Origin of the sequence: Natrarchaeobius oligotrophus, from assembly GCF_003841465.1 — an archaeon.
GTDB classification, from domain to species: domain Archaea; phylum Halobacteriota; class Halobacteria; order Halobacteriales; family Natrialbaceae; genus Natrarchaeobius; species Natrarchaeobius oligotrophus.
Genome location: NZ_REFZ01000006.1, coordinates 159,078 through 179,394, shown reverse-complemented (window position 1 = coordinate 179,394; position 20,317 = coordinate 159,078). Strand labels below are relative to the sequence as shown.

The window sequence follows — 20,317 nt, the reverse complement described above, 5'->3', positions numbered from 1 at the left end:
TTTCCAACCCGTTCGATCGTCGAGGTGAGCCCTGGCGAGCCGACGTCAGTAGTAGTAGAGTTCGAGTTCGTGGCCGCAGTTCACACACGACGCTTCCGTCCCCTGGAGGCGATTGTCGTCGTCGCCGTCGACGATTCCGGGACCTGGCGGGATGGAGGCGTTCACGACTGTCTCACACGCCGGGCACCCGATGTGCATGGCGGCACGGTTCGTTTTGGACACGTCCGCGAAGTAGTCGATTCACGCCGATAGTTATACCAGCCGTACTTCGAGTCGCATCTCGTATTCGATTCGTTTCTCGGTCGTACGGTGACGTTTCCGATCCAAACGGTCGCGGCTTTCACGCGTTTGCCGTCGTCTCCAGCCCGTCGAGCGAACCGTCCCTTCGAAACGCGAACCAACGAACCTTTGACCGATCCATCCCTCGGTTCGAGTATGGACCGACGGACGTATCTCGGCTCACTCGGGATGACGGGGGTCGCGGGCATCGCCGGCTGTCTCGACACGGTCGGGTTCGCTGGCGACGACAGCCGGACCGTGCTCGGACCGCCGTCGGAAGAGAGGGGGGAACCGATCCATCCGGTCCACGGCGACGAGTTTCCGTCGTTTTCGCTGCCGGACCCTCTCTCCGACGAGACCGTTTCGCTCGAGGACTTCGTCGGCGAACGGGCCTTCCTGATGACGTACATCTTCACGGCCTGTCCCGACGGGGCCTGTCCCGCCCTTCTCTTGCGACTTCGGCGCGTCCAGGAGGACGCCGCCGAACGCGGGTACGAGGACGACGTCGCGTTGCTCGCGATGACGTTCGATCCGGAGCGGGACACGCCGGACGTGCTCGAACAGTACGGCGCCGAACGCGGCGTCGACTACGAGGCCGACAACTGGCACTTCCTCCGACCGGAGACGTACGAGGAGGGCGAGAAACTGCTCGACGAGACGTTCGGAATGCCGATTCAGCGGATCGACGATCCCGACGAGCACGACTTCGACGACGACCACGGCGACCACGACGACGATCACGACGACCACGACCACGGCGAGTACACGTTCAACCACTACAACCTTATCGTGCTGGTCAACGACGAAGGAATCGTCGAGCGAGCCTACCCGAACGCGGTCGAACAGCGCGAGGAAGTGAGTATCGAAACGATCGTCGAGGACGCACGAACGGTCGCACAACACTAGCCCATGCACCGACGAGAGGTCATCGCCGGACTCGCGAGCGCGGGAGTAGTGGCCGGTGGCGGCGCACTCGCCGTCTACGGCGTTCCCTCCGTCGAAGAGCTGACCGGTGAGGGCAACGACGTGCCCGATCCTCTCGAGATCGAGACGATCGACGCGCCGGGTAGCGAGGCCGGCGAAGTGCTCGTTCCCGCGCCGGACCGGGCGACGTTCGTCGACATCTTCGGCACCTGGTGTCCGCCCTGCGTCGAACAGATGCCCGAACTCGCCGAGGCGAACGACCGGATTGGCGACGAGGTGCTGTTCATCTCCGTCACGAACGAGTCGGTCGGGGAAACCGGCTCGATCACCGAGGACGAACTCGTCGACTGGTGGGACACCCACGGCGGCGACTGGACGCTCGGTCTCGATCCGACGGCAGAACTGACCGAACGGTACCTGGCAGGGGGCTATCCGACGGCCGTCTCGATCGACGCCGCCGGGCGCGTCCAGTGGTCCGACGACGGACGCAAGAGCGCCGACGAACTCGTCGCCGGAATCGAGCAAGCGCTCGAGGCTGAAGACGGATGATCGACGCGGCGCTCCTGCCGACGCTCGCGTTCGCGCTGACGGCCGGTATCGCGACGTTCTTTTCGCCGTGTGCCTACCCGTTGCTGCCCGGGTACGTCGGCTTCTACGTGAGTCAGACGAACCCCGACGAGTCGTCGATCTTCGGCGCGTTGGGTCGCGGACTGATCGCGGGCGTCGGCGTTCTCGTGACGTTCCTCGTCCTGCTCGGCGGCGCGTTCTGGATCGGGCACGCGACGCTCTCAAACGTCGTGCTGTTCGAGCCCATCGTGGGTGCGATCCTCGTCGTCTTCGGGCTGCTGGTCGTCTTCGACCGCGCCCCGTCGCTCTCGATCGCGCTGCCGAAACGCCGCTCCGGAGTGCTGGGGTTCGCCGTCTTCGGCGTCGGATACGCGCTCGCGGCCGCCGGCTGCGTCGCGCCGCTTTTCGCGTCGGTCCTCGCCAGCGCGCTCTCTCGACCGCCCGCCGCGGCCGGGTTGATCATCGGCACCTACGTCGGCAGCGTCGTCGTGCTGATGGTCTCGCTCACGGTCGCGACCGGAATGGGGCTGGTCGCGAGTTCGGGTACGCTCGCCGCCTACGGCCAGCGGCTCGAGCGCCTCGCCGGCGCGATCATGATCGCCGCGGGAATCGGCCAGCTCTATCTCGCAGTCGTGATCCTCGACGTGATCTGACGAGAACCCTGCCGGCGGGTGCCGGTCCGCCGTCCGTCCCGATTCCCCGCGATCGGTACGCAACCAAACTGCTTTGGTTACCGGTTTATTCTGCTCGAGTCCCAAGTGCGGCCGTGAGTCGAGTTCGCTGTCCGGAGTGTCTCGAAGTCGCAGGCGAGAACGTCGACCGTACCGTGACTGAATCCGGCCTCAAACGGACGTTCGAGTGTCGACACTGTGGCAACACGTGGTCGGTGTTCTTCTGACGTCTCGTCGTCGGCCCGTCCGCCCCTCGGGAACATCTCGTCGCGCAGACGTGCGCCGTCGTCCTCCGGAACGGCTCGTCGAAAAGTATCGCCGGCACGAGCAGGTCGAGTACGTATCCGCCCGTCCGCCGAACGATCACCAGAGCGATGTATCAAGAGCTTTTGCTCGCGACCGACGGCAGTGACGGCGCTCGACGCGCGACGAATCACGCCATCGCGCTCGCCGATCGCCTCGACGCGAGATTGCGCGTCGTCTCGGTCTCCGAGGAGGGGCCGCACAGTTCCGAAAAGCGCGACGAGCTTCGGACGGATCACGAGGAGGAGGCGCGCGAGGCGGTCGAAACCGCGGAGCGAGCCGCCACCGCGGACGGACTCGCGGTGACGACCGAGATTCGCTCCGGCGTTCCCCAGGACGAGATCCTCGAGGCGGCGGCCGAGCACGGAAGCGATCTGATCGTCGTCGGAACCGTCGGTCGGAGCGGGCTCGATCAGCTGATCGTCGGCAGCGTCGCCGAGGAGGTCGTTCGAAACGCCTCGGTTCCGGTCGTTACCGTCCGGGAAGGGGACTAACGGAACTCGAGCGTCGAACCGAGTCGGGCGACCATCCGCCGACCGCACTCGACTCTTCCCAGGTCGCGATCACCGACGTCCTCCCGGATTCGGACCGGCAACCGCTCGTAATCCGGTGTTGTTCGCAGGTATGCCACTGATAATTTTCCGTTCGGTACGAAAACGACGGCTCGTGGTCGCCCGTCCGGAGGTTCCCGTCCGTCCGTCGCCATCGGGGGTGTTCGATCGGTGAGCGACGGCGAGACGGCCGTCGTCGGCGGCGTGTTGAACGTTCTCGTCGTCGGCGACTCGCCGTCGACCGACGCCGCGATGGCGGCCCTCGAGTCGTCCGTCGACGTCGCGTCTACGTGGCGCGAGCGGGAACTGGCGGCCGCCCTCGATCGTCTCGAGCGCGAGACCGTCCACTGCGTCGTCTGTGAGTTCGATCCCGCGGCGGTCGATCCGGCGCTCGAGTCGCTCGCGGCGCGAGCCGGAGCCGTGCCGATCGTCGCGATCACGGACGGGGAGGCGGCGAATCGCGCGCTCGAGGCGGGCGCGACGGACGCGGTCGATCCGGGCGACGATCCGTCGGTGATGGCTGCCCGCGTCGAGAACGTCGCACATCGGTACCGGCTGGCCGACGACCGCTCGTCGGATCGACACCGCGCGATCCTCGACAGCGCGGACGTGCTCGTCTGGATCGTCGACGACCGCGGAACGGTCGACTACGCTAGTCCGGCCGTCGAAACGCGACTCGGATACACGGCCGACGAACTCGAGCGAACGACGCTGTTGGACCTCGTCCACCCCGACGATCGCGCGCTCGCACGCGACGTACTCTCGGTGACGGCTGGCGATCCGATCGGCTCGAGGGAAACGATCACGCTCCGGCTGGGCGACTCGGACGGGATCTGGCAACTCGTCGAACTCACCGCCGTCAACCGCCTCGACGACCCGATCGTCGAGGGGCTCGTGGTGACCGCTTCCGAAGCCGCGTCGGCGGTCGATGAGGACGTCGAAACCGCGATCGGACGGCTTCGGGACCCGTTTTTCACGCTCGGATCCGACTGGGAGCTTCGATACGCGAACGAATCCGCACGGCGACTCCTCTCCGAACGCGCGAGGCCGGGAACGATCGTCTGGGACGTCCTTCCCGAGTCGATCAGGGACCCGTTCCACGAGCGACTTCAGGAGGCGGCGACGACCGATTCGGTCGTGGAGTTCGAGATCACGGACCCGACCGCGGACGGTCGACTCGCGGTGACCGCCGAGCCCGACGACGACGGCCTCACGGTCCACGCCAGAGAGCGCACCACTCGGGACGCGCGGTCTCCGTACGGCGTCGCCGAATCGAGGCGGCTTCGCGAACGGCTCGAGCTGTTGGAGTCGACCGTCGACGCCCTCGAAGACGGCGTCGCGGTCCTCGAGGACGGGACGATTCGGCTGGCGAACGCCTCGCTGCTCGAACTCACGGGCGAGGACGCGCTGTTGGGTCGAGAGATCGACGCGGTGTTCGACGACGCGCTCGCGGAGACGGTTCGAGAGCGCGCGCGTTCGCCGGTCGTCAGGTGGATGGATCCGGTCCGAGGCGAACTCGACAGCGGCCGCTCCGTGGACGTGTTCGTCGCGCCGTTGCCGAACGACGAGCGAACGGTGTGCGTCGTTCGTGACAGGTGGCGCTCTGGCGCGGCGTCGCTTTCGCTCGTCTCTCGAGCGGTGACGACACTCGCGAGTGCCGAGACGTCGACCGAGATTCGTCGGTCGGTCGTTGAGGCGGTTCGATCCTGCGCCGGCGGCGAGTTCGCGGGCTGGTTCCTCGTCGACGACGGGACGCTCAGGCCCGCGACGGTGACGACCCGCGATCAGAGTACGGGGATCGATCCGCGACCGGTATCGCTCGAGGGGACGTCGATCGCCGACGCGCTGGGGGCCGACGGACCGACGACGTACGAACGAGCGACCGCCGACACGTTCCTCTCCCGGTCCGGGATCAGGGCCGAACGCGTTCTCGCCGTTCCCGTCTCGGCGCGAAACGTCGTCGTCGCAACCAGCACCGATCCGCTCGCGTTCGAATCGATCGACCCTCGACCGATCGAGGCGCTCGCCGACGCTGCGTCGACGGCTCTCGATCGACTCGAGCAGCGAACGCGCGCCCGGGAAGAGCGGCGACTGCGCACTCGACTCGAGGACGCGATCGACGCGTTCGATCGGGTTCGAGCGGGCGAACGAGCGATTCTCGCCGCCGGAAGTCGAGAGGACGTCGAACGCCGATTGTGCGAGGCGATCGTCGGACTCGACCCGGTGACGACGGCGGGAACGATCGACCTCGCCTGGGTCGGACGCGTCGACGACGCCACCGAGACGGTGGCGCCGAACGTTCGGATCGGCCGCGACGGGGACGTCCTCGAGTCGGCTCCGTTTCGGGTCGATCCGGACGCGGCCGAACCGACCGGTCGCTCGGCCGCGACCCGAACCCTCGTCGTCGACGCGTTCGAGCGGGGACGAGCGAACGCGGACGACGACTCCGCGTGGATCGGTCGGCTCGACGACCGCGGCTTTCGCTCCGGGTTGAGCGTTCCGATCGAACACGAAACGTTTCGGTACGGGCTTCTCACCGCCTACGCCGACGATCCGTCGACGTTCGACGAACGGATTCGGCGCGTCTGTGAGCATCTCGCGACGGTCGCGGGACACGCCATCGGTGCGATCGAACGCAAGCGCGCGCTGTTGGCCGACAGCGTCGTCGAACTCGAGGTCGTCCTCCGCAGCGACGACGAACCGCTTTCGACCATCGCACACCGCCTCGGTTCGCGACTCGACGTTCGGGCGATCGTCCCTCGCTCGAGCGGTGGATCGACGGTTTACTGTACGGTTGCGAGCGGCGAGGACGCGGGCGAGGGGGAGATCGACTCGCTCGCGGACGTCGAAGCGGTCGAACGCGTCGGAAACGCGACGACGGAGTCGGCGATCGAACTGGTTCTCGAGGAGTCGACCGTCGCGGAGACGATCGCGGAACACGGCGGGACGATTCGTTCGATCGTTCCGGTCGACGATCGGACCAGGCTCGTGTTCGATCTCCCGGAAACGGCCGAGGTACGATCGTTCGTCGACGCGCTCGAACGCGTCTATCCGGGAACCGAACTGGTCGCCAGACGCGAACACGACCGCTCGATGCCGTCCGAGCGGGCGTTCGATGCGACAATTTCGGACCGGCTCTCTGACCAACAGCGTCGCACGCTCGAGACGGCGTACTACGCCGGCTTCTTCGAGTGGCCGCGCGAGCGGACCGGCGAAGAGGTGGCGACGTCTCTCGGCGTCTCACAGCCGACGTTCAGCCGGCACATCCGAACGGCACAGCGTAAACTCCTCGAGTTGTTGTTCGAGGAACGAACCGACGAGTGATGAGCGACCGTTCGACCGGACGCGACTCCCGTTCCTCCCGCGTCAATGCGCCAGGTTAGCACGATCTTACCGGCGGGACGTCGGTTCGATCGGCCGGGTAACACCGAATTTCCTTCAGGCCGATTCGTTCACGAAATCGGACGGATGAATAGATATTGATGTCACTGGTCGTATCATTTTGCTGTATAGCGTCTACCATCATGTACCAGCGCTCGAATCATCGTTGCAATGAGCGCGTCACCAGTAACGAGTTATTACGAGACACTCTCACGGAATCGGGTGATGTTCGCGTGAGCATCGAACCGGTGGAAGCCGACGGCGAACGAGCGACGCTTCGCTCCGAAGCCGAGGGTGGAATCGTCGCGCAGCTTCGGATCGACCATCCTGATCTCGTACTGGGACCGACGCTCCGTCGAGCCCCGGACGTCACCCTCGAACCGCAGTACGCGACGACGCTCGAAACCGGCCGCACCGTGCTCTTCGTCACCGCGTACGGCTCCTCGTTCGACGGGTTCGAGTCCGCGCTCGTCACCGACTCGACGGTCCTCGATCCGGTGCTCGTCGACCGTTATCCCGACAGGCGGGTCTACCGCGTTACGCTGGCCGAACACGCGATCACGGTCACCGAACGGACGGCCGACGTCGGCGGCCGACTGCTCGACGTCTCGAGTTCTCGCGACGGCTGGCTCGTCCAGCTCCGGTTCCCGAGCCGGGACGCCCTCGTCGCGTTCAACGAATCCTGCCGCTCGTGTGACATGTCCGTCTCCGTCGACCACTTGCGCGTCTCCGACGACGACGACGAGGGCGTCGTCGCTCTCACGGAGAAACAACAGGAGCTACTCGCGGTCGCCTACGAGGAGGGGTACTTCGACGTCCCCCGCGGAATCTCTCAAGACGAACTCGCTGACCGACTCGGCGTCTCGAAGTCTGCAATTTCCCAGCGACTCCGCCGCGCCATCGGCGAACTCTGCGACGCGTCCCTCTCCGGTACCTCTTCGGCGTAACCGTTCACTCGTCGTCTTTCATCGAATCCAGTTGCGAGACGAGTTCGTCGGTGGAGAGTTCGGATTCGAACGAAAGCTGGCCGTCGTGGTCGTTCTCGTGGACGTTGACGGCTTCGACGTCTTCGTCGTCGGCCCGCTGTTGATTCTGTTCGGACTCGTCGTAGCTACCAAAACCCATACGCCGAGTGCAACGACGGGTGGAAAAAGGGTGGCGGTTCGATCCGTCCCCGTGTACGACTCCCACGCGAGTACCTCGTCCGACACGCCCCGTCGAACGATGAACGAGAGATCACCCGACGCCGCCGGGCTGGCGCCTACTTCAACCGGAGATACTGCCGATCGTACTCCGGCTCACCCTGGCGCGGATGGATCGCGATGAACGACTCCGGCGGTAGTTCGGCGAGCCGCGCGGGGAGGTCCTCGAGTTCGGTGTGCCAGCCGACGTCGCCGCGACGCGGCGAGACGGCGACGATGAGGTCGTCATCGTCGGTTTCCGACTCGAGCCAGGGGAGGAGACCGTTCCAGGCGTCGATCGACTCGAACTCGGCCGGCACGTCGACTTCGACGAGGTCGAACAGCTGCTCGAACTGGTGGGCCGAGCCTTCGACGACGACGACGTTCAGTTCGGCACCGAGCCCGGAGGCGAGTCGTTTGACGAGGTGGACGGCCTCGTAGAATCCCTCGTGGTGGTCGGCTCCGATGGGGACGACGACGAAGATCCGTCGCGTGGTGTTGATCGGGTGCCCGAGGCGGGAGACGAGAACCGGGAGCGTGGTTCGCCGGAGTACCTGGTCGATGATGCTCCCGAAGATCCGGTGACGGAAACTCCGGGTGGCGTCCCAGCCCATGATGATCTGGTTCGCCTGGACTTCGACGGCACCCTGGACGACGCCGGAGGCGACGTTGTGGTTGATTCGCGTTTGCGTCTGGATCGGAATCTCGGCCGCGCTGCCGGCCGCCGCGATCTCGTCGAGATCCGACTGTACGGCCGCGATCTGCGCTTCGGTCGAGCCGCCGCGGTCGGGCTGGACGACGGTCATCACGTTGACCGGCTCGGTTCCGCTGTCGCCTTTGATGACGAACGCGAGTTCCAGCAACCGCTCCTGGAGTTCGGCGTGGTGGGAAAGCGGCAACAGGATGTTCGGATCCTTCCCGTCGCCGTCGCCGTCTCCGACGTCGCGCTCGAGGGCGAGCTGTGTGGCGGCTCGCTCCGTCAGCCACGGGCTCACGAGCGCGGTCACCAGCAACATCAAGACGACGGCGTTGAGCACCGCGGAGCCGAACAATCCGGCGTCGTAGCCGACGAGCGTGATCGCCAGCGCGGCGGCCGCCTGTCCGGTCGAAAGCCCGAAAATGACGTTTCGTTCGCTGGCCGAATAGCCCTGGATCTTCGCGACGAGCCAGGCGGCGCCACCTTTCGTGACGATCATGACGCCGATGATGAGCCCGGCGATCTGGAGGGTCGTCGGGCCGTCGAAGATGACGCCGAGGTCGACGAGCATGCCGACGTGCAACAGGAAAAAGGGGATGAAAAAGGCGTTCCCGACGAATTCGATCCGGTTCATCAGCGTTCCGCCCTCGGGAACGAGCTGGTTCAACGCGATTCCGGCGACGAACGCGCCGAGTATCGGCGCGAGCTCGAGCACCTCGGCGAGACTGGCTGCGGCGAAGATCGCGACCATCACGAACAGGAACTCGAAGTAACTTTCCTCGCTGAAACTCTGGAAGAACCACCGCGAGGCGCGGGGCAACACGAGCCAGACGCTCGCGAACAGGACGAGCAGGGCGAACCCGACCTGTGCGAACAGAAAGACGGATAGCTCGCCTTCGGTCGCCCCGGTGACGATCGCGAGAACGATCAGCGCGAGCGTGTCGGTAAAGAGGATACCGCCGAAGACGGCGGTGACGGCGCGGTTTTTCGTGACGCCGAGACGGTTGACGATCGGGTACGCGAGCAAGGTGTGCGAGGCGAACACCGACGACAACAGAAGCGCCGCCCAGAGGTCGAGCCCGAGTACCGTATGCGTCGCGAACGTTCCCACGGTGAAGGGGAGGAAAAAGCTCACCAGTCCGAACAGCGCCGCGTTCTCGGGTGCCTCTTTGAACCCCCGAAGATCGAGTTCGAGACCGACGGTGAACAGCAGGTAGATCAGACCGACGCTTCCCAGCAACTCGATCGCGTCCGAGTGCTCGACGACGTTGAGCGCGCCCGGACCGATGAGCGCCCCGAAGACGACGATCCCGACGATACCCGGCTGACCGAAGCGCTTGACGAGCAGCGGTCCGACCAGAAAGACGGCCATCGCGATCGTGAACACGAGCACGGGTTCTTCGAGCGGCAACTCGAGAATCGTCGGAAACGAATCGGGGTTCATACGGGATGGAGGCAACTGGATCGATCAGTTCCGGCGTCGTCTCGTCGCGTCGGTACCGGCAAACGATGCAGCTTTCGTAGACTTTCTCCTCGAAATGGCGTAATCGTGACGTGAAAATGCGTTGGTAAGTAATAAAATGACCGGTTTTGGAGGTGAAGAGGGGACGAGTGGCGAATTTTGTGATCGTCGAACGGCGAGAAGTGGATGCGCGTTCACGACGGGGCGGCGAACACCCGCGCTCGGTCGCGTGGCGTCACGGTCTCCGTACCGACACCGGTCGGGGCCGCCGCCGCGGACACCGGGCTGTTCTCGATTCCTACTCGCGTTTCAGCGGTCATTACGGACGTTCGGCGAACCGTACTCGAGCGTCACCTGACCGTTCGGTTACCGTACCGGCGCTCGAGCGACGGATCACAACAAATCGTGGAGATCGATCGACGATAGCTGGTCGATCGTGGACCGGACCAGGTCACGGGTGGGCGGAAGTACCCGTACCGATTCGATCGAACGGACGGTCGACGAACGCGTTACACCACGACTACTCGATCCGGTAGCCCGTCTATAGTAATGGATTCGGACTGCCTGTGATTCGAGCATGTCCAGCAAACGGATCGCTCGCCGAACGGTCGAGAGCGATGGCGGCGCGACGCTCGGCCGGCGACCAGCAGCGAACGACGGACGCCGCGGGCGGGCGGCGTCGCATCCGACAGGCGAATCGACGGGAGACGGCGCACGATCGCACCGACCAACCGAACGGGTGACGCGCTGATGTGCGGGATTATCGGTCACGTCGGCGACGGAAACGCGGTCGATACGCTCATCAACGGCCTCGAGAACCTCGAGTACCGCGGCTACGATTCGGCCGGCGTCGCCGTCCAGAACGGTTCCGGGATCGCCGTCCAGAAACGATCCGGCGAAGTCGACGAACTCAAAGCGTCGATCGAGAACGTCTCGCTCGAGGGCAACGTTGGCATCGGTCACACGCGCTGGAGCACCCACGGCCCGCCGACAGACGAAAACGCTCATCCGCACACCGACGACACGGAAGACGTCGCCGTCGTCCACAACGGCATCATCGAAAACTACGCGGAACTCAAAGCGTGGCTGCGCGATCGCGGTCACGTCTTCACCAGCGAAACGGACACCGAGGTCATCCCGCACCTCATCCAGCACTACCTGGACGGCGGACTCGACAACGAGGCGGCGTTTCGTCGCGCCATCGACGAACTCGAGGGAAGCTACGCGGTCACGGCGATGTTCTCCGGCGAACACGTCCTCTACGCCACCCGGGAGGGATCGCCGCTGGTCGTCGGTATCGAGGATCAGGAGTTCTTCCTCGCGAGCGACGTTCCCGCGTTTCTGGAGTACACTGACGACGTCGTCTTCCTCGAGGACGGCGACGTCGTGATCGTCGACGAAGACGGGATCGAGTTCACCGACGTCGACGGCAACCCGGTCAGCCGGGAGACGGAGACGATCGACTGGGACCCCGAGCAGGCCGGGAAAGGCGGCTACGACCACTTCATGCTCAAGGAGATCCACGAACAGCCCACCGCGCTCGCCCAGGCGATCGAGGGGCGGGTCGATTCCGAAACCCCGGCAATTCGACTGGAGGACTTCCGGAACGGAACGTTCGACGGCGTCGAGAACGTCCAGCTCGTCGCCTGTGGCACGTCGTATCACGCCGCGCTGTACGGATCGCTCGCGTTGAACCGGGCGGGCGTTCGGGCGACGGCGCTGCTCGCCAACGAGTACAGCGCGTCGTCGCCCCCGATCGACGACGGGACGCTCGTGATCGCGGTCACCCAGAGCGGGGAGACGGCCGACACGCTGAACGCGCTTCGTCGGGCGAACGCGGACGGTGCGCGGACGCTCACCGTCACGAACGTCGTGGGATCGACGGCTGCACGAACGGCGGACGACGCGCTGTTCATCCGTGCGGGTCCGGAGATCGGCGTCGCCGCGACCAAGACGTTCTCCTCGCAGGTGGTCATGTTGCTGTTGCTCGCACAGCGAATCACCGACGACGCACGCGGCGAGCCGGCCGCGGATCTCGACGCCTTGCTCTCGGAGCTGCGACGGATGCCCGATCGACTCGACGCCTTGCTCTCGTGGTCCGACGCTGAGGCGATCGCCCGACGCTACGACGGCAGTCAGTCGTACTTCTTCATCGGGCGAGGGCTCGGTTTCTCCGTCGCCCTCGAGGGGGCGCTGAAGTTCAAAGAGATCACGTACGGACACGCCGAAGGGTTCGCCTCCGGCGAACTCAAACACGGACCGCTCGCGCTCGTCACGCCGGAGACGCCCGTCTTCGCGGTCTTTACCGGTCGAGAGGACGAGAAGACGTTGAAAAACGCCGAGGAAGCACAGACCCGCGGCGCCCCGATCGTCGCCGTCTGCCCCGACGGTCACCGGGCTGTCGACGTCGCGGACGCCCACCTCGAGATACCCGAGACCCACCCGGCGTTGGCCGGACTGTTCGCGAACGTCCAGCTCCAGCTCGTCTCGTACCACGCCGCGTCGCTGCTGGATCGACCGATCGACAAGCCGCGCAACCTCGCAAAGAGCGTCACCGTCGAGTGAACGGTCCGTACGATGTCTCGAGGTGAGCGGGCCGGGAACCGTCGACGGCTCGAGGCGCGTCCGACGGAGACGGATCTCGTCGCGCTTCGAATGCGAGACGACTCGACGAACCGCGTCGCCGCTGCGAAGCGTTGCGAATGCGAGTGCGAGTCGTCGGAGTCGCGGGACGGTGGGGCCACCCCCGTAGCCCGGCGTCCGGTCGACCCGTCAGGTGTGACACGCACTCGAATACGTCGGAATCGGCAGTGGAGGAATGCGGTGATCGAGTAGTAGTGTGATACCGATCGACACCCTCCAGTTCGACTAGCCCGTCAGTCGCACATAAATCCCACACCTGATAGCTACGGGATCGCCCAAAATTGGGCCGGTAGACGGACGGAACGCGAAACGAGCGATCGGTTTCGGCGCTGTACGAGGCGAGTCGACGGTTCGATTAGCGGTCTCGATCGACGACCTCGCCGGGAGCGGTCGTTGCGCCGGCGTCGAGTTTCAGGCCCGGAGAGAGACTGGTGTTGATACCGGTTTTGACGCCGTCGCCGGCGACGACGCCGAACTTGCGCCGACCGGTCGAGACGCGTTCGCCTTTGACGGTGAATCGAACGTCGCCGTCGTCGTGGCGCAGGTTGGCGACGGTCGTCCCGGCCCCGAAGTTGACGTTTCGACCGAGCACGCTGTCTCCGACGTACGAGAGGTGACCCACCGTTGCACCTGACGAGAGGACGCTGTTTTTCACCTCGACGGCGTGACCGATCTTCGCTCCTTCGTCGACCAGCGTCGCGCCACGAACGTAGGCGTTCGGACCGACGGTCGCCCCCGACCGAACGAGCGCCGGTCCCTCGATCACCACGCCCGATTTCACCGTTGCTCCCTCCTCGACCACGACGGATCCCTCGAGGCGTGCGTCGTCGCTCACCTCGCCGTCGAGTCGCCGCTCGAGCGTTCCGAGTTTCCACTCGTTGGCCTCGAGCAACTCCCAGGGGCGGCCGACGTCCATCCAGCGCTCGGTGGTGACGGGCGTGACCGCGAACTCGTCGATCACGCGCGCGAGCACGTCCGTGATCTCGTGTTCGCCGCGCTCGCTTGCCGGCACCTCGAGCCAGGCTTTCGCGTCGGCCGGAAACGCGTACGCGCCGGCGTTCGCGAGGTTCGTCGGCGGATCGTCCGGTTTCTCGACGATGTCGGTGACGGTCCCATCGGCGGTGCTGATGACCCCGTAGTGCTGGGGCTGGTCGACTTCGACCGCACAGACGGCGGGACAGGCTTCGAACAGCCGCTCGATAGCGCCTGGCTCGTAGAGGTTGTCCCCGTTCAGGACCGCGAACTCGCCCTCGATGTGGTCGCGTGCGGTGTCGACCGCGTGGGCAGTTCCAGCCTGCTCGGTCTGGAGCGCGTAGCGTACCGGAACGCCGCGGTACGTCGATCCGAAATAGTCCTCGACTGTCTCGCTCTCGTAGCCGACGACGAGGACGATTTCGTCGGCGCCGGCGTCGATGGCGGCGTCGACGGTGTGTGCGGCGAGCGGACGATCCGCGACCGGTAACATCGGTTTCGGTACCGCCGCGGACAGCGGCCTGATTCTCGTCCCCTCACCTGCCGTGAGAACGACTGCTTTCATGACTTTGTGTATTCCGATTCGCCGGATAAATATACCGCAACTACTGCACTCGCGTGCGGATCGCCGTCACCGCCGCCGCCGACGAACGCCGATCGATTCGCAACGCGGATCCGTTGTCGGGTCGGCCGTTCCCGTTTCGACGGCTACCGACGGCCGCCGATCCTCGCTCCCGTTGTCCCCTGCGCTCGGGATCGAAGTTCGGCCTCGATCCGTCTGCGTTTCCCCGAAAAAACGACCCATTTCCGGACAGAAATATTGAATTTCGCGCTCGAGAGACGGTGACGACCACGAGAACCGAACGGTCACCGATCTTTACGTATTTCGCCTGAAATCAGCGACTAACCGATTCGAAACGAGTTATGCAGTCTATAGTAAATACCGTTCTGTGGCTACGGCCTGTTGATGTCGACGGAACCAACCGACGCCAAGTGGACGCCCATGACGTCCGGCCACCAGACGAGCAGCCCCCGATGTGTCAACTGCGGAAACCAGGTAACTCGCCAGTTTTCGCGCGTGTTCGGTGACAATCGAGACGTCGTCCACGCCTGTCCCGACTGTGCGACGTACCGCGAAATGAAAACGTCCGATTTCATCCCCGAGGAAGCCCGGTAGAACCTCGGCAGTCGTCGCCGATCCGGATCGAACGAACCCGTTCTTCGACTCTCCCGTTCGCTTCGACAAGCCCCCGGCACCGAACGGGACCCCGTTTCCGAACTGCACGTCGGCGACGAGCACAGCCAGCGACGGGCGGTCGAACTGGCGGCCGAATCGAACCGGCCGCTGGGGCGTGCGGAGCCGAACGGCCCGCTGGAGGCGCGAAAACGTCGAACTGCTGGACGAACCGCGACGTCGCGCTCCCGAGTCGGCGGCGGCCGTGAGTTCTCGCGTCGGTACGACCGTTGCTGTCCCGCTCAGGCTCGCCAGGCGGTCGCTCCCTCGGGACGGCCGTCCGAAGCGAGGTCCGCGTCTCTCGTGGCCGGCGAACTCCCGCCTTCGTTAGCACCCCCCTATATTTCTGAACGTTCGGAACGGTATATACGAACACGAGCGGACGAGGGAGTACGAAGATTCCGTATGAGTGCAACCGATCAGGATCACGATATCGACGAGGAAGCGGACCGTCACGTCTCGATCTCCGAGCTCTCGCCGAGCGCGAAGCTCGTCTACAAGGTCCTCGAGTACGAGGGATCGATGACCCAAGAGGAGATCGCGAGCGAGTCGCGACTCTGTTCACGGACCGTCCGGTACGCCCTGGGCAAGCTCGACGAACACGATCTCGTCGCCAGTCGCGTCTCGCTCGAGGACGCCAGAAAGTCGAAATACTGGATCGACGAGTGAGACCGGCCGCGAAAACGGTTCGGAACGGTTTCGACCCGATCGATCACCGCAGTTTCCGATACCGATCGACAACCAGGTCCAGCCCGAACGAGCCGGCGGTGATCTCGTAGTGGGTCTCGAGTCGCGGGTTGAACTTCGCTTTGTACCGATTGATGCTCGGAACCCCCGCGCCGACGAGATCGTAGCGCTCGCGACCCTCCCGGAGCCCGTCGCGCATCACGTGCCAGTCGAGCAGATCGTTGATCGGGAGGTCGACCTCGGTGTCGGGTTTGACGCCACCTTGCCACCGGTAGCGCGTCGAGTCGGACTCGACGACGAGAATGCCGCCGAGGAACTCCCCGTCGGTCCGGCAGACGTACGGTCGAATCGCGCCGTCGGGTAACCGATCGTAGGCCGACCGGGCGAACTCCGAGCTCAGGTGAAACGTCCGCCCCTGGTTCTCGTAACGATTCGAGACCTGTTCGACGATCCGCTCGACGTCGTCGACGTCGCCCTCTTCGACGACGTAGTCGGCCTCGTCGGCGTTCCGGACGTTGCTCCGTGCGTCACCGCTGAACCGTCCCAGCAACTCGTCTTCGTCTCCCTCGAGGTCGATGACGTACGTGTATCCCGGCGTCACGTCGTACCCGTTCCAGACGAACGGACGGACGTCGTCGAACTCGGCGGCGACGAACTTGCTGTACTGCGGGGAGAGTTCGTCGTCGATCCACTCGAGACAGCCCTCGAGAAATCGTTTGGTTCGTCTGTCCGCCTTTCGCTGTTTGAGCTTGTCGACGTTCAACAGCGACGGGCCGAGGTAACAGGACCACGATCGCGGGGCGGGGGAGAACGCGCCAGTGATCGGCCCCTTCCGGAGTTCGAACACCGGAAAGATCCCGACCGCTTCCTGTCCCTTGAAACCCGCCAACAGATGGGGTCTCGTTCCGGTCTCGTCCGCCTGCAGTCGGAGCGCCTCCGCGCGAAAGAACGGGTTCGTCCCGGGCGATCGCTCGACGTAGCGGTTCCACTCGTCGGCTTCGGTCCGCGGGTTGAACACGGTGATATCGACGCTCATAGATACCCGAGATCGGAGAGTCGGTCTTCGACGGCTCGATCGTCCGTCGCGGTGATCGGTGCCGGCTCGTACGCCGGATACTCGATCTCGTCGCTGTGGTCGACGATCGGCAGCGTGTCGCCGTCGAATCCGGCGTCGACCGGGACGTCGAACAGCGAACAGATCGTCGGCGCGACGTCGAATATCGTTGCGTCCTCGATCGAGGCCCCCTCGTCGAACGCCGGCCCCGCCGCGGCCACGACGCCCGTGCGCTTGTGGTTCCAGGGCTCCATCGGCTCGCCGAAGCGCTCGCTCCCGAGATCGGCCACGACCGCGGTGTCGAACGCCGCGGGAACGGTCACGACGTCCGGCGCGTCGTCGATACACGGCCCCTCGAAGTACGTCTCCCGCGGCTCGACGGCGTCGAACACCGGCTCGCCGTCGGGCGTGCGGACGGCCGACAATTCGTCGATGACCGCCTCGCGAACGTCGTCGTACTCGGATTGTGGAACCGTTCCCTCGGGCTCGCGCCCCTCGAGGTTGATCCGAACGCCGAGTTCGCTCTTCGATCGCATGTACACTCGCGAGTTGGGAAAGTCGACCTGCTCGCTCGCGGCCCGGATCGCGTCGTTGGGGATTCGCCGCCCGATCGGTTCCGTGAGTCCGACGCGATCGAGCACGCTCGCCACGCGCTGTGTCGTGAGTCCGACCGTCGCCGCCGCGTTCATCGCTTTTTCGAGCGGCCCCGTCCCGTGGTCGCCGGCGTCTTTCCCCTCGAGGAGATCGTTCTCCCAGCTACGCGACCAGTCCGGCATCCCTCGGCCGCCGCTTTTGGCCGTCAGTCGGCCGGTGTCCCGCAGGTACTCGTTGATCCTGAACTCCGGCCCCGATACGGGGCCAATGCCGTGGTCGCTGACGACGAGCACGTTGTCCGGTTCGGCGGCCTCGAGCGTCTCGTCGAGCTCCCGGTCGACCGCACGGTAGACGGCCTCGATCGCTTGCTCGTCTCCCGGACGCTCGTGGAAGACGCTGTCTGTCAGTTGAAACTGCAGGAAGCCGAACTCCGGATCCGTTCGCCGACAGAGGTACCGAAACGCCGCTGCGCGGCGCTCGATCGTTCGTTCGTAGCCCTGGATCGAACGATCAGGCGCGTCCGTGCTCTGGGGGTAAACGTGGTAGTCACCGCAGGTTCGTTTCACGTCGGCCAGGATTCCGTCCGGGTGACAGTCCGGATCTTCCGGTGCGGTCATCCCCGGAATCAGCGCGCCGTCGAACGCTCGAGCGGGGTGGGTGACGGGGACGTTGACGACGACGCTCGAGATGCCGTGTTCGCTCAACAACTCCCAGACGGATCGCTCTCGAACGTGGGTCGAGTTCACGACGTTCCAGTCGTAGCCGTCGAACGAGAGGAAATCGTAGACACCGTGTTTGCCCGGGTTTTTCCCGGTGTAGATCGAGGGCCAGGCGCTCGCCGTCCAGGGCGGGATCTGGGACTCGAGCGGCCCGCTGACGCCGCTTTCGAACAGCCGCTCCAGCGTGGGCGTCGCACCCGACTCGAACAGCGGCTCGAGCACCGGTCGGTAGCCGGCGTCGATCCCGACGACGAGCAGACGGAGATCGGTTTCGTCGGTCGTTTCTTCCATAATCGACCGGTTCATTCGTCTCCGCTTTGTTATGCGACTACTTGGGGGCTGTAAGCCGCCGCTTCAGGTTCGACCGGGATCCCGGCTCGAGTGCCGCCGATCGCCGTCCGTGGCTGTAAGCCGCGGTTGCCCATCCGTCGGCTCCCGTACCGACCGCGGTCAGTCGGCCGTCGTCACCAGCGCGAGTTTTGACCGAACGTCGTCCGTGAGTCCGTATCGCCGTCGGTCGCTTCGATCGAGGACGGATTCGCTTCGCAGCTCCGAGAGCAGGCTCTGGACCGCGACCGTCGAGCGATCCACGCGCGCCGCGAGCGCATCGACCGTCATCGGCCCCTCCCGGGCGAGGACGACCAGCGCGTGGGCCGCCGTCTCGAGCGAACACTGCGAGCGCTCGCTGGCTCGATCGACCCGGCCGACGATGCCGGCCGTCTCGAGGTAGTCGACGTACTCCTCTCGATCGTTCGCGACGACCACCTCCGTTCGTTCGTTCGGCTCGTCGACGCTCGCGTACCCGAACTCGTACCCCTCGCCGTCGCCGTGAACGATCGAACCGTCGCCCGCAGCGTCGTCCGCTCGCGTGGGTTCGTCCCCGTCGGTCGACTCGTCCGCACCGTCCGTCTCCTCGGCCGCATGCAGTTCGCTTTCGAGCTCGGAGATTCGGCGGCGAAGACGTTCCGTCTCCGTGCGAAAACGGGTGACGTCCTGGGACCGGGACTCGAGGTCCGCCTCGAGCGTCTCGATTCGCTCCTCTCGCTCCGCGAGTTCGTCGGCCAGTTCGTCGCGTTCTGCCTCGAGTTCGACAACCTCCTCGTGGAGCCGTCGGAGCTCCTCGTCGGCACCCGGAAGCTGGGACTGGACGGTACTGGGGTTACTGAGCGCGTCGGCCATCTGCTTGGCAGCGCTCGAGACGTCGCGGGCCGACTCGAGTTCGTCCTCCAGGGTTTCGATCCGTTTCTCTTTCTTCTCGAGTTCGTTTTCGAGCTCGTGAATCCGGTCCTGTTTGCGTTCCTTTCGTTCGGAGATCTCCTCGAGATCGCCGACGAGCGCGTCCGATACGGACTTGAGCTCCGGTCGTTCGAAGTCGTCGAGACCGGGCGTCGCGCCGGCGTCGAACGTCCGCTTGCGGCGGAACTGGACCTTGCGAACGTCGGCTTCCGTCCAGTCGGTCTGGACGAACGCCTGTCCGTCGTTCAGATCGGAGACGAGCTCGGCGTACTCGGTGTCGATGATCCGGCCGACGACGTTCGTGTCGTTCTCCCAGGTGAGCCGGTGCCAGACGAGCCAGTTCGCCTGCGTGATGAAGTCCTTCTTGACGTCTGCAGGGCGCTGGCTGATGCCGAGGATGCCGAGCCCGTGTTTCCGCCCGCGCTTGCCGATCTTTATCAACAGCTTGCCGGTTTCGCCGACGCCACCGCCTTCGGGAATGTACTCGTGAACCTCCTCGACGACGAGCAGGAACGGCTTCTTGAGCTTTTTTTCCTTGACGAACAGCTGTCGCGCGATTTCGCGGATGAGTTCGTTCGCCACCTCCTCGTCGAGGTAGCCCGAGACGTCCAGGATCACCGGAACGTTCTCCTCGAGTGCGAGCGTCGCCATCTGTTCGGCGTGCTCCGGGCCGATCTGGATGTCGCACTCCTCGTCGGCGCCCGCGTGAAGCATCTCGTACTCCTCTTTCAGTCCGTAGTACTCGCCGTCGGTGTCGACGATGAGCAGGGGAAAGCCGGCCTCGAGCAACTCCTCGGCGATGACCGAGGCGGTGTTGGACTTGCCGGATCCCGACTTGCCGGTGACGAACCCGCGTCCGGTCAACAACTCGACGACGGGCAGAGAGAGGTCCGTTCCGTCGTCTCGCTCGCCGACGAGAACTTCTCGCTGGTCGCTCACCGCGACCTCACCTCGAGTGGGGCCACTTCGTTCATGCTACAAGAGTTCGAAGCAGATACCTTGAAGATTGGCCCCGATCGAATCCATCGGTCGGTGCGAACGAGGGGTGCGATGACTCGGGGCGAACTACCGTCGTGGTAGTTGTGCGCACACCTGGGAAACGGTTATGTCAATTGCGATCCGTCGTTGACGTAGGTTCCTCGACCGATGATCACGACCACCC

Annotated in this window: 15 protein-coding genes; 9 read left to right on the top strand and 6 right to left on the bottom strand. The window is 65.0% G+C overall.

What is annotated here, in order from left to right:
• Positions 1–435: 435 nt before the first annotated feature.
• The 6 genes from EA472_RS10790 (at position 436) to EA472_RS10765 (ending at position 7,623) form a co-directional block, all read left to right on the top strand.
• Positions 436–1,185, top strand: a complete 750-nt coding sequence (locus tag EA472_RS10790; RefSeq protein WP_124191522.1) for an SCO family protein — start codon at positions 436–438, stop codon at positions 1,183–1,185.
• 3 nt (positions 1,186–1,188) lie between these two features.
• Positions 1,189–1,752 carry a TlpA family protein disulfide reductase gene (locus tag EA472_RS10785; RefSeq protein ID WP_124191521.1) on the top strand — a complete coding sequence of 188 codons (564 nt, stop codon included), beginning with the start codon at positions 1,189–1,191 and terminating at the stop codon, positions 1,750–1,752.
• Entirely contained in the window at positions 1,749–2,423 is a 675-nt protein-coding gene (locus tag EA472_RS10780; protein ID WP_124191520.1) for a cytochrome c biogenesis CcdA family protein, read from the top strand. The genes EA472_RS10785 and EA472_RS10780 overlap by 4 nt, the downstream gene beginning before the upstream one ends.
• Before the next feature lie 392 nt (positions 2,424–2,815).
• A complete protein-coding gene (locus EA472_RS10775) occupies positions 2,816–3,238 on the top strand; it encodes a universal stress protein (RefSeq protein ID WP_124191519.1) in 423 nt (140 codons plus the stop codon).
• A 228-nt stretch (positions 3,239–3,466) separates the two neighbouring features.
• The gene (locus EA472_RS10770; protein WP_207891151.1) at positions 3,467–6,619 is read left to right on the top strand and encodes a bacterio-opsin activator domain-containing protein; all 3,153 of its coding nucleotides are present in this window, start codon (positions 3,467–3,469) and stop codon (positions 6,617–6,619) included.
• 290 nt (positions 6,620–6,909) lie between these two features.
• Positions 6,910–7,623, top strand: coding sequence for a helix-turn-helix domain-containing protein (locus EA472_RS10765; RefSeq protein ID WP_243637827.1), 714 nt, complete (start codon positions 6,910–6,912; stop codon positions 7,621–7,623).
• Between the two features lie 4 nt (positions 7,624–7,627).
• Here EA472_RS10765 and EA472_RS10760 read toward each other — a convergent pair whose 3' ends face one another.
• Positions 7,628–7,801 carry a DUF5786 family protein gene (locus EA472_RS10760; protein WP_124191517.1) on the bottom strand — a complete coding sequence of 58 codons (174 nt, stop codon included), beginning with the start codon at positions 7,799–7,801 and terminating at the stop codon, positions 7,628–7,630.
• Between the two features lie 136 nt (positions 7,802–7,937).
• Positions 7,938–9,998 carry a cation:proton antiporter gene (locus tag EA472_RS10755; protein ID WP_124191516.1) on the bottom strand — a complete coding sequence of 687 codons (2,061 nt, stop codon included), beginning with the start codon at positions 9,996–9,998 and terminating at the stop codon, positions 7,938–7,940.
• A gap of 768 nt (positions 9,999–10,766) precedes the next feature.
• Between EA472_RS10755 and glmS the strand changes: the two genes are divergently transcribed.
• On the top strand, positions 10,767–12,581 hold the full coding sequence (gene glmS / locus EA472_RS10750; RefSeq protein WP_124191515.1) for a glutamine--fructose-6-phosphate transaminase (isomerizing): 1,815 nt from the start codon (positions 10,767–10,769) through the stop codon (positions 12,579–12,581).
• Between the two features lie 433 nt (positions 12,582–13,014).
• Here the strand turns inward: glmS and glmU are convergent, their stop codons facing one another.
• Positions 13,015–14,196, bottom strand: coding sequence for a bifunctional sugar-1-phosphate nucleotidylyltransferase/acetyltransferase (gene glmU / locus EA472_RS10745; protein WP_124191514.1), 1,182 nt, complete (start codon positions 14,194–14,196; stop codon positions 13,015–13,017).
• A 402-nt stretch (positions 14,197–14,598) separates the two neighbouring features.
• On the opposite strand from glmU, the gene EA472_RS10740 reads away from it, so the two are divergent.
• Both EA472_RS10740 and EA472_RS10735 read left to right on the top strand, forming a co-directional pair.
• The gene (locus EA472_RS10740) at positions 14,599–14,808 is read left to right on the top strand and encodes a DUF7563 family protein (RefSeq protein ID WP_124191513.1); all 210 of its coding nucleotides are present in this window, start codon (positions 14,599–14,601) and stop codon (positions 14,806–14,808) included.
• Between the two features lie 462 nt (positions 14,809–15,270).
• On the top strand, positions 15,271–15,534 hold the full coding sequence (locus EA472_RS10735; RefSeq protein ID WP_124191512.1) for a MarR family transcriptional regulator: 264 nt from the start codon (positions 15,271–15,273) through the stop codon (positions 15,532–15,534).
• A gap of 43 nt (positions 15,535–15,577) precedes the next feature.
• Here EA472_RS10735 and EA472_RS10730 read toward each other — a convergent pair whose 3' ends face one another.
• The 3 genes from EA472_RS10730 to EA472_RS10720 all read right to left on the bottom strand — a co-directional run bounded on the left by EA472_RS10730 (position 15,578) and on the right by EA472_RS10720 (position 20,094).
• Complete coding sequence (locus tag EA472_RS10730; RefSeq protein WP_124191511.1) at positions 15,578–16,588, bottom strand: lipid II:glycine glycyltransferase FemX; 1,011 nt, start codon at positions 16,586–16,588, stop codon at positions 15,578–15,580.
• Positions 16,585–18,210, bottom strand: coding sequence for an alkaline phosphatase family protein (locus EA472_RS10725; protein WP_124191510.1), 1,626 nt, complete (start codon positions 18,208–18,210; stop codon positions 16,585–16,587). The genes EA472_RS10730 and EA472_RS10725 overlap by 4 nt, the downstream gene beginning before the upstream one ends.
• Positions 18,211–18,369: 159 nt before the next feature.
• Positions 18,370–20,094, bottom strand: a complete 1,725-nt coding sequence (locus EA472_RS10720; protein ID WP_124191509.1) for an ATP-binding protein — start codon at positions 20,092–20,094, stop codon at positions 18,370–18,372.
• Between the last annotated feature and the right edge of the window lie 223 nt (positions 20,095–20,317).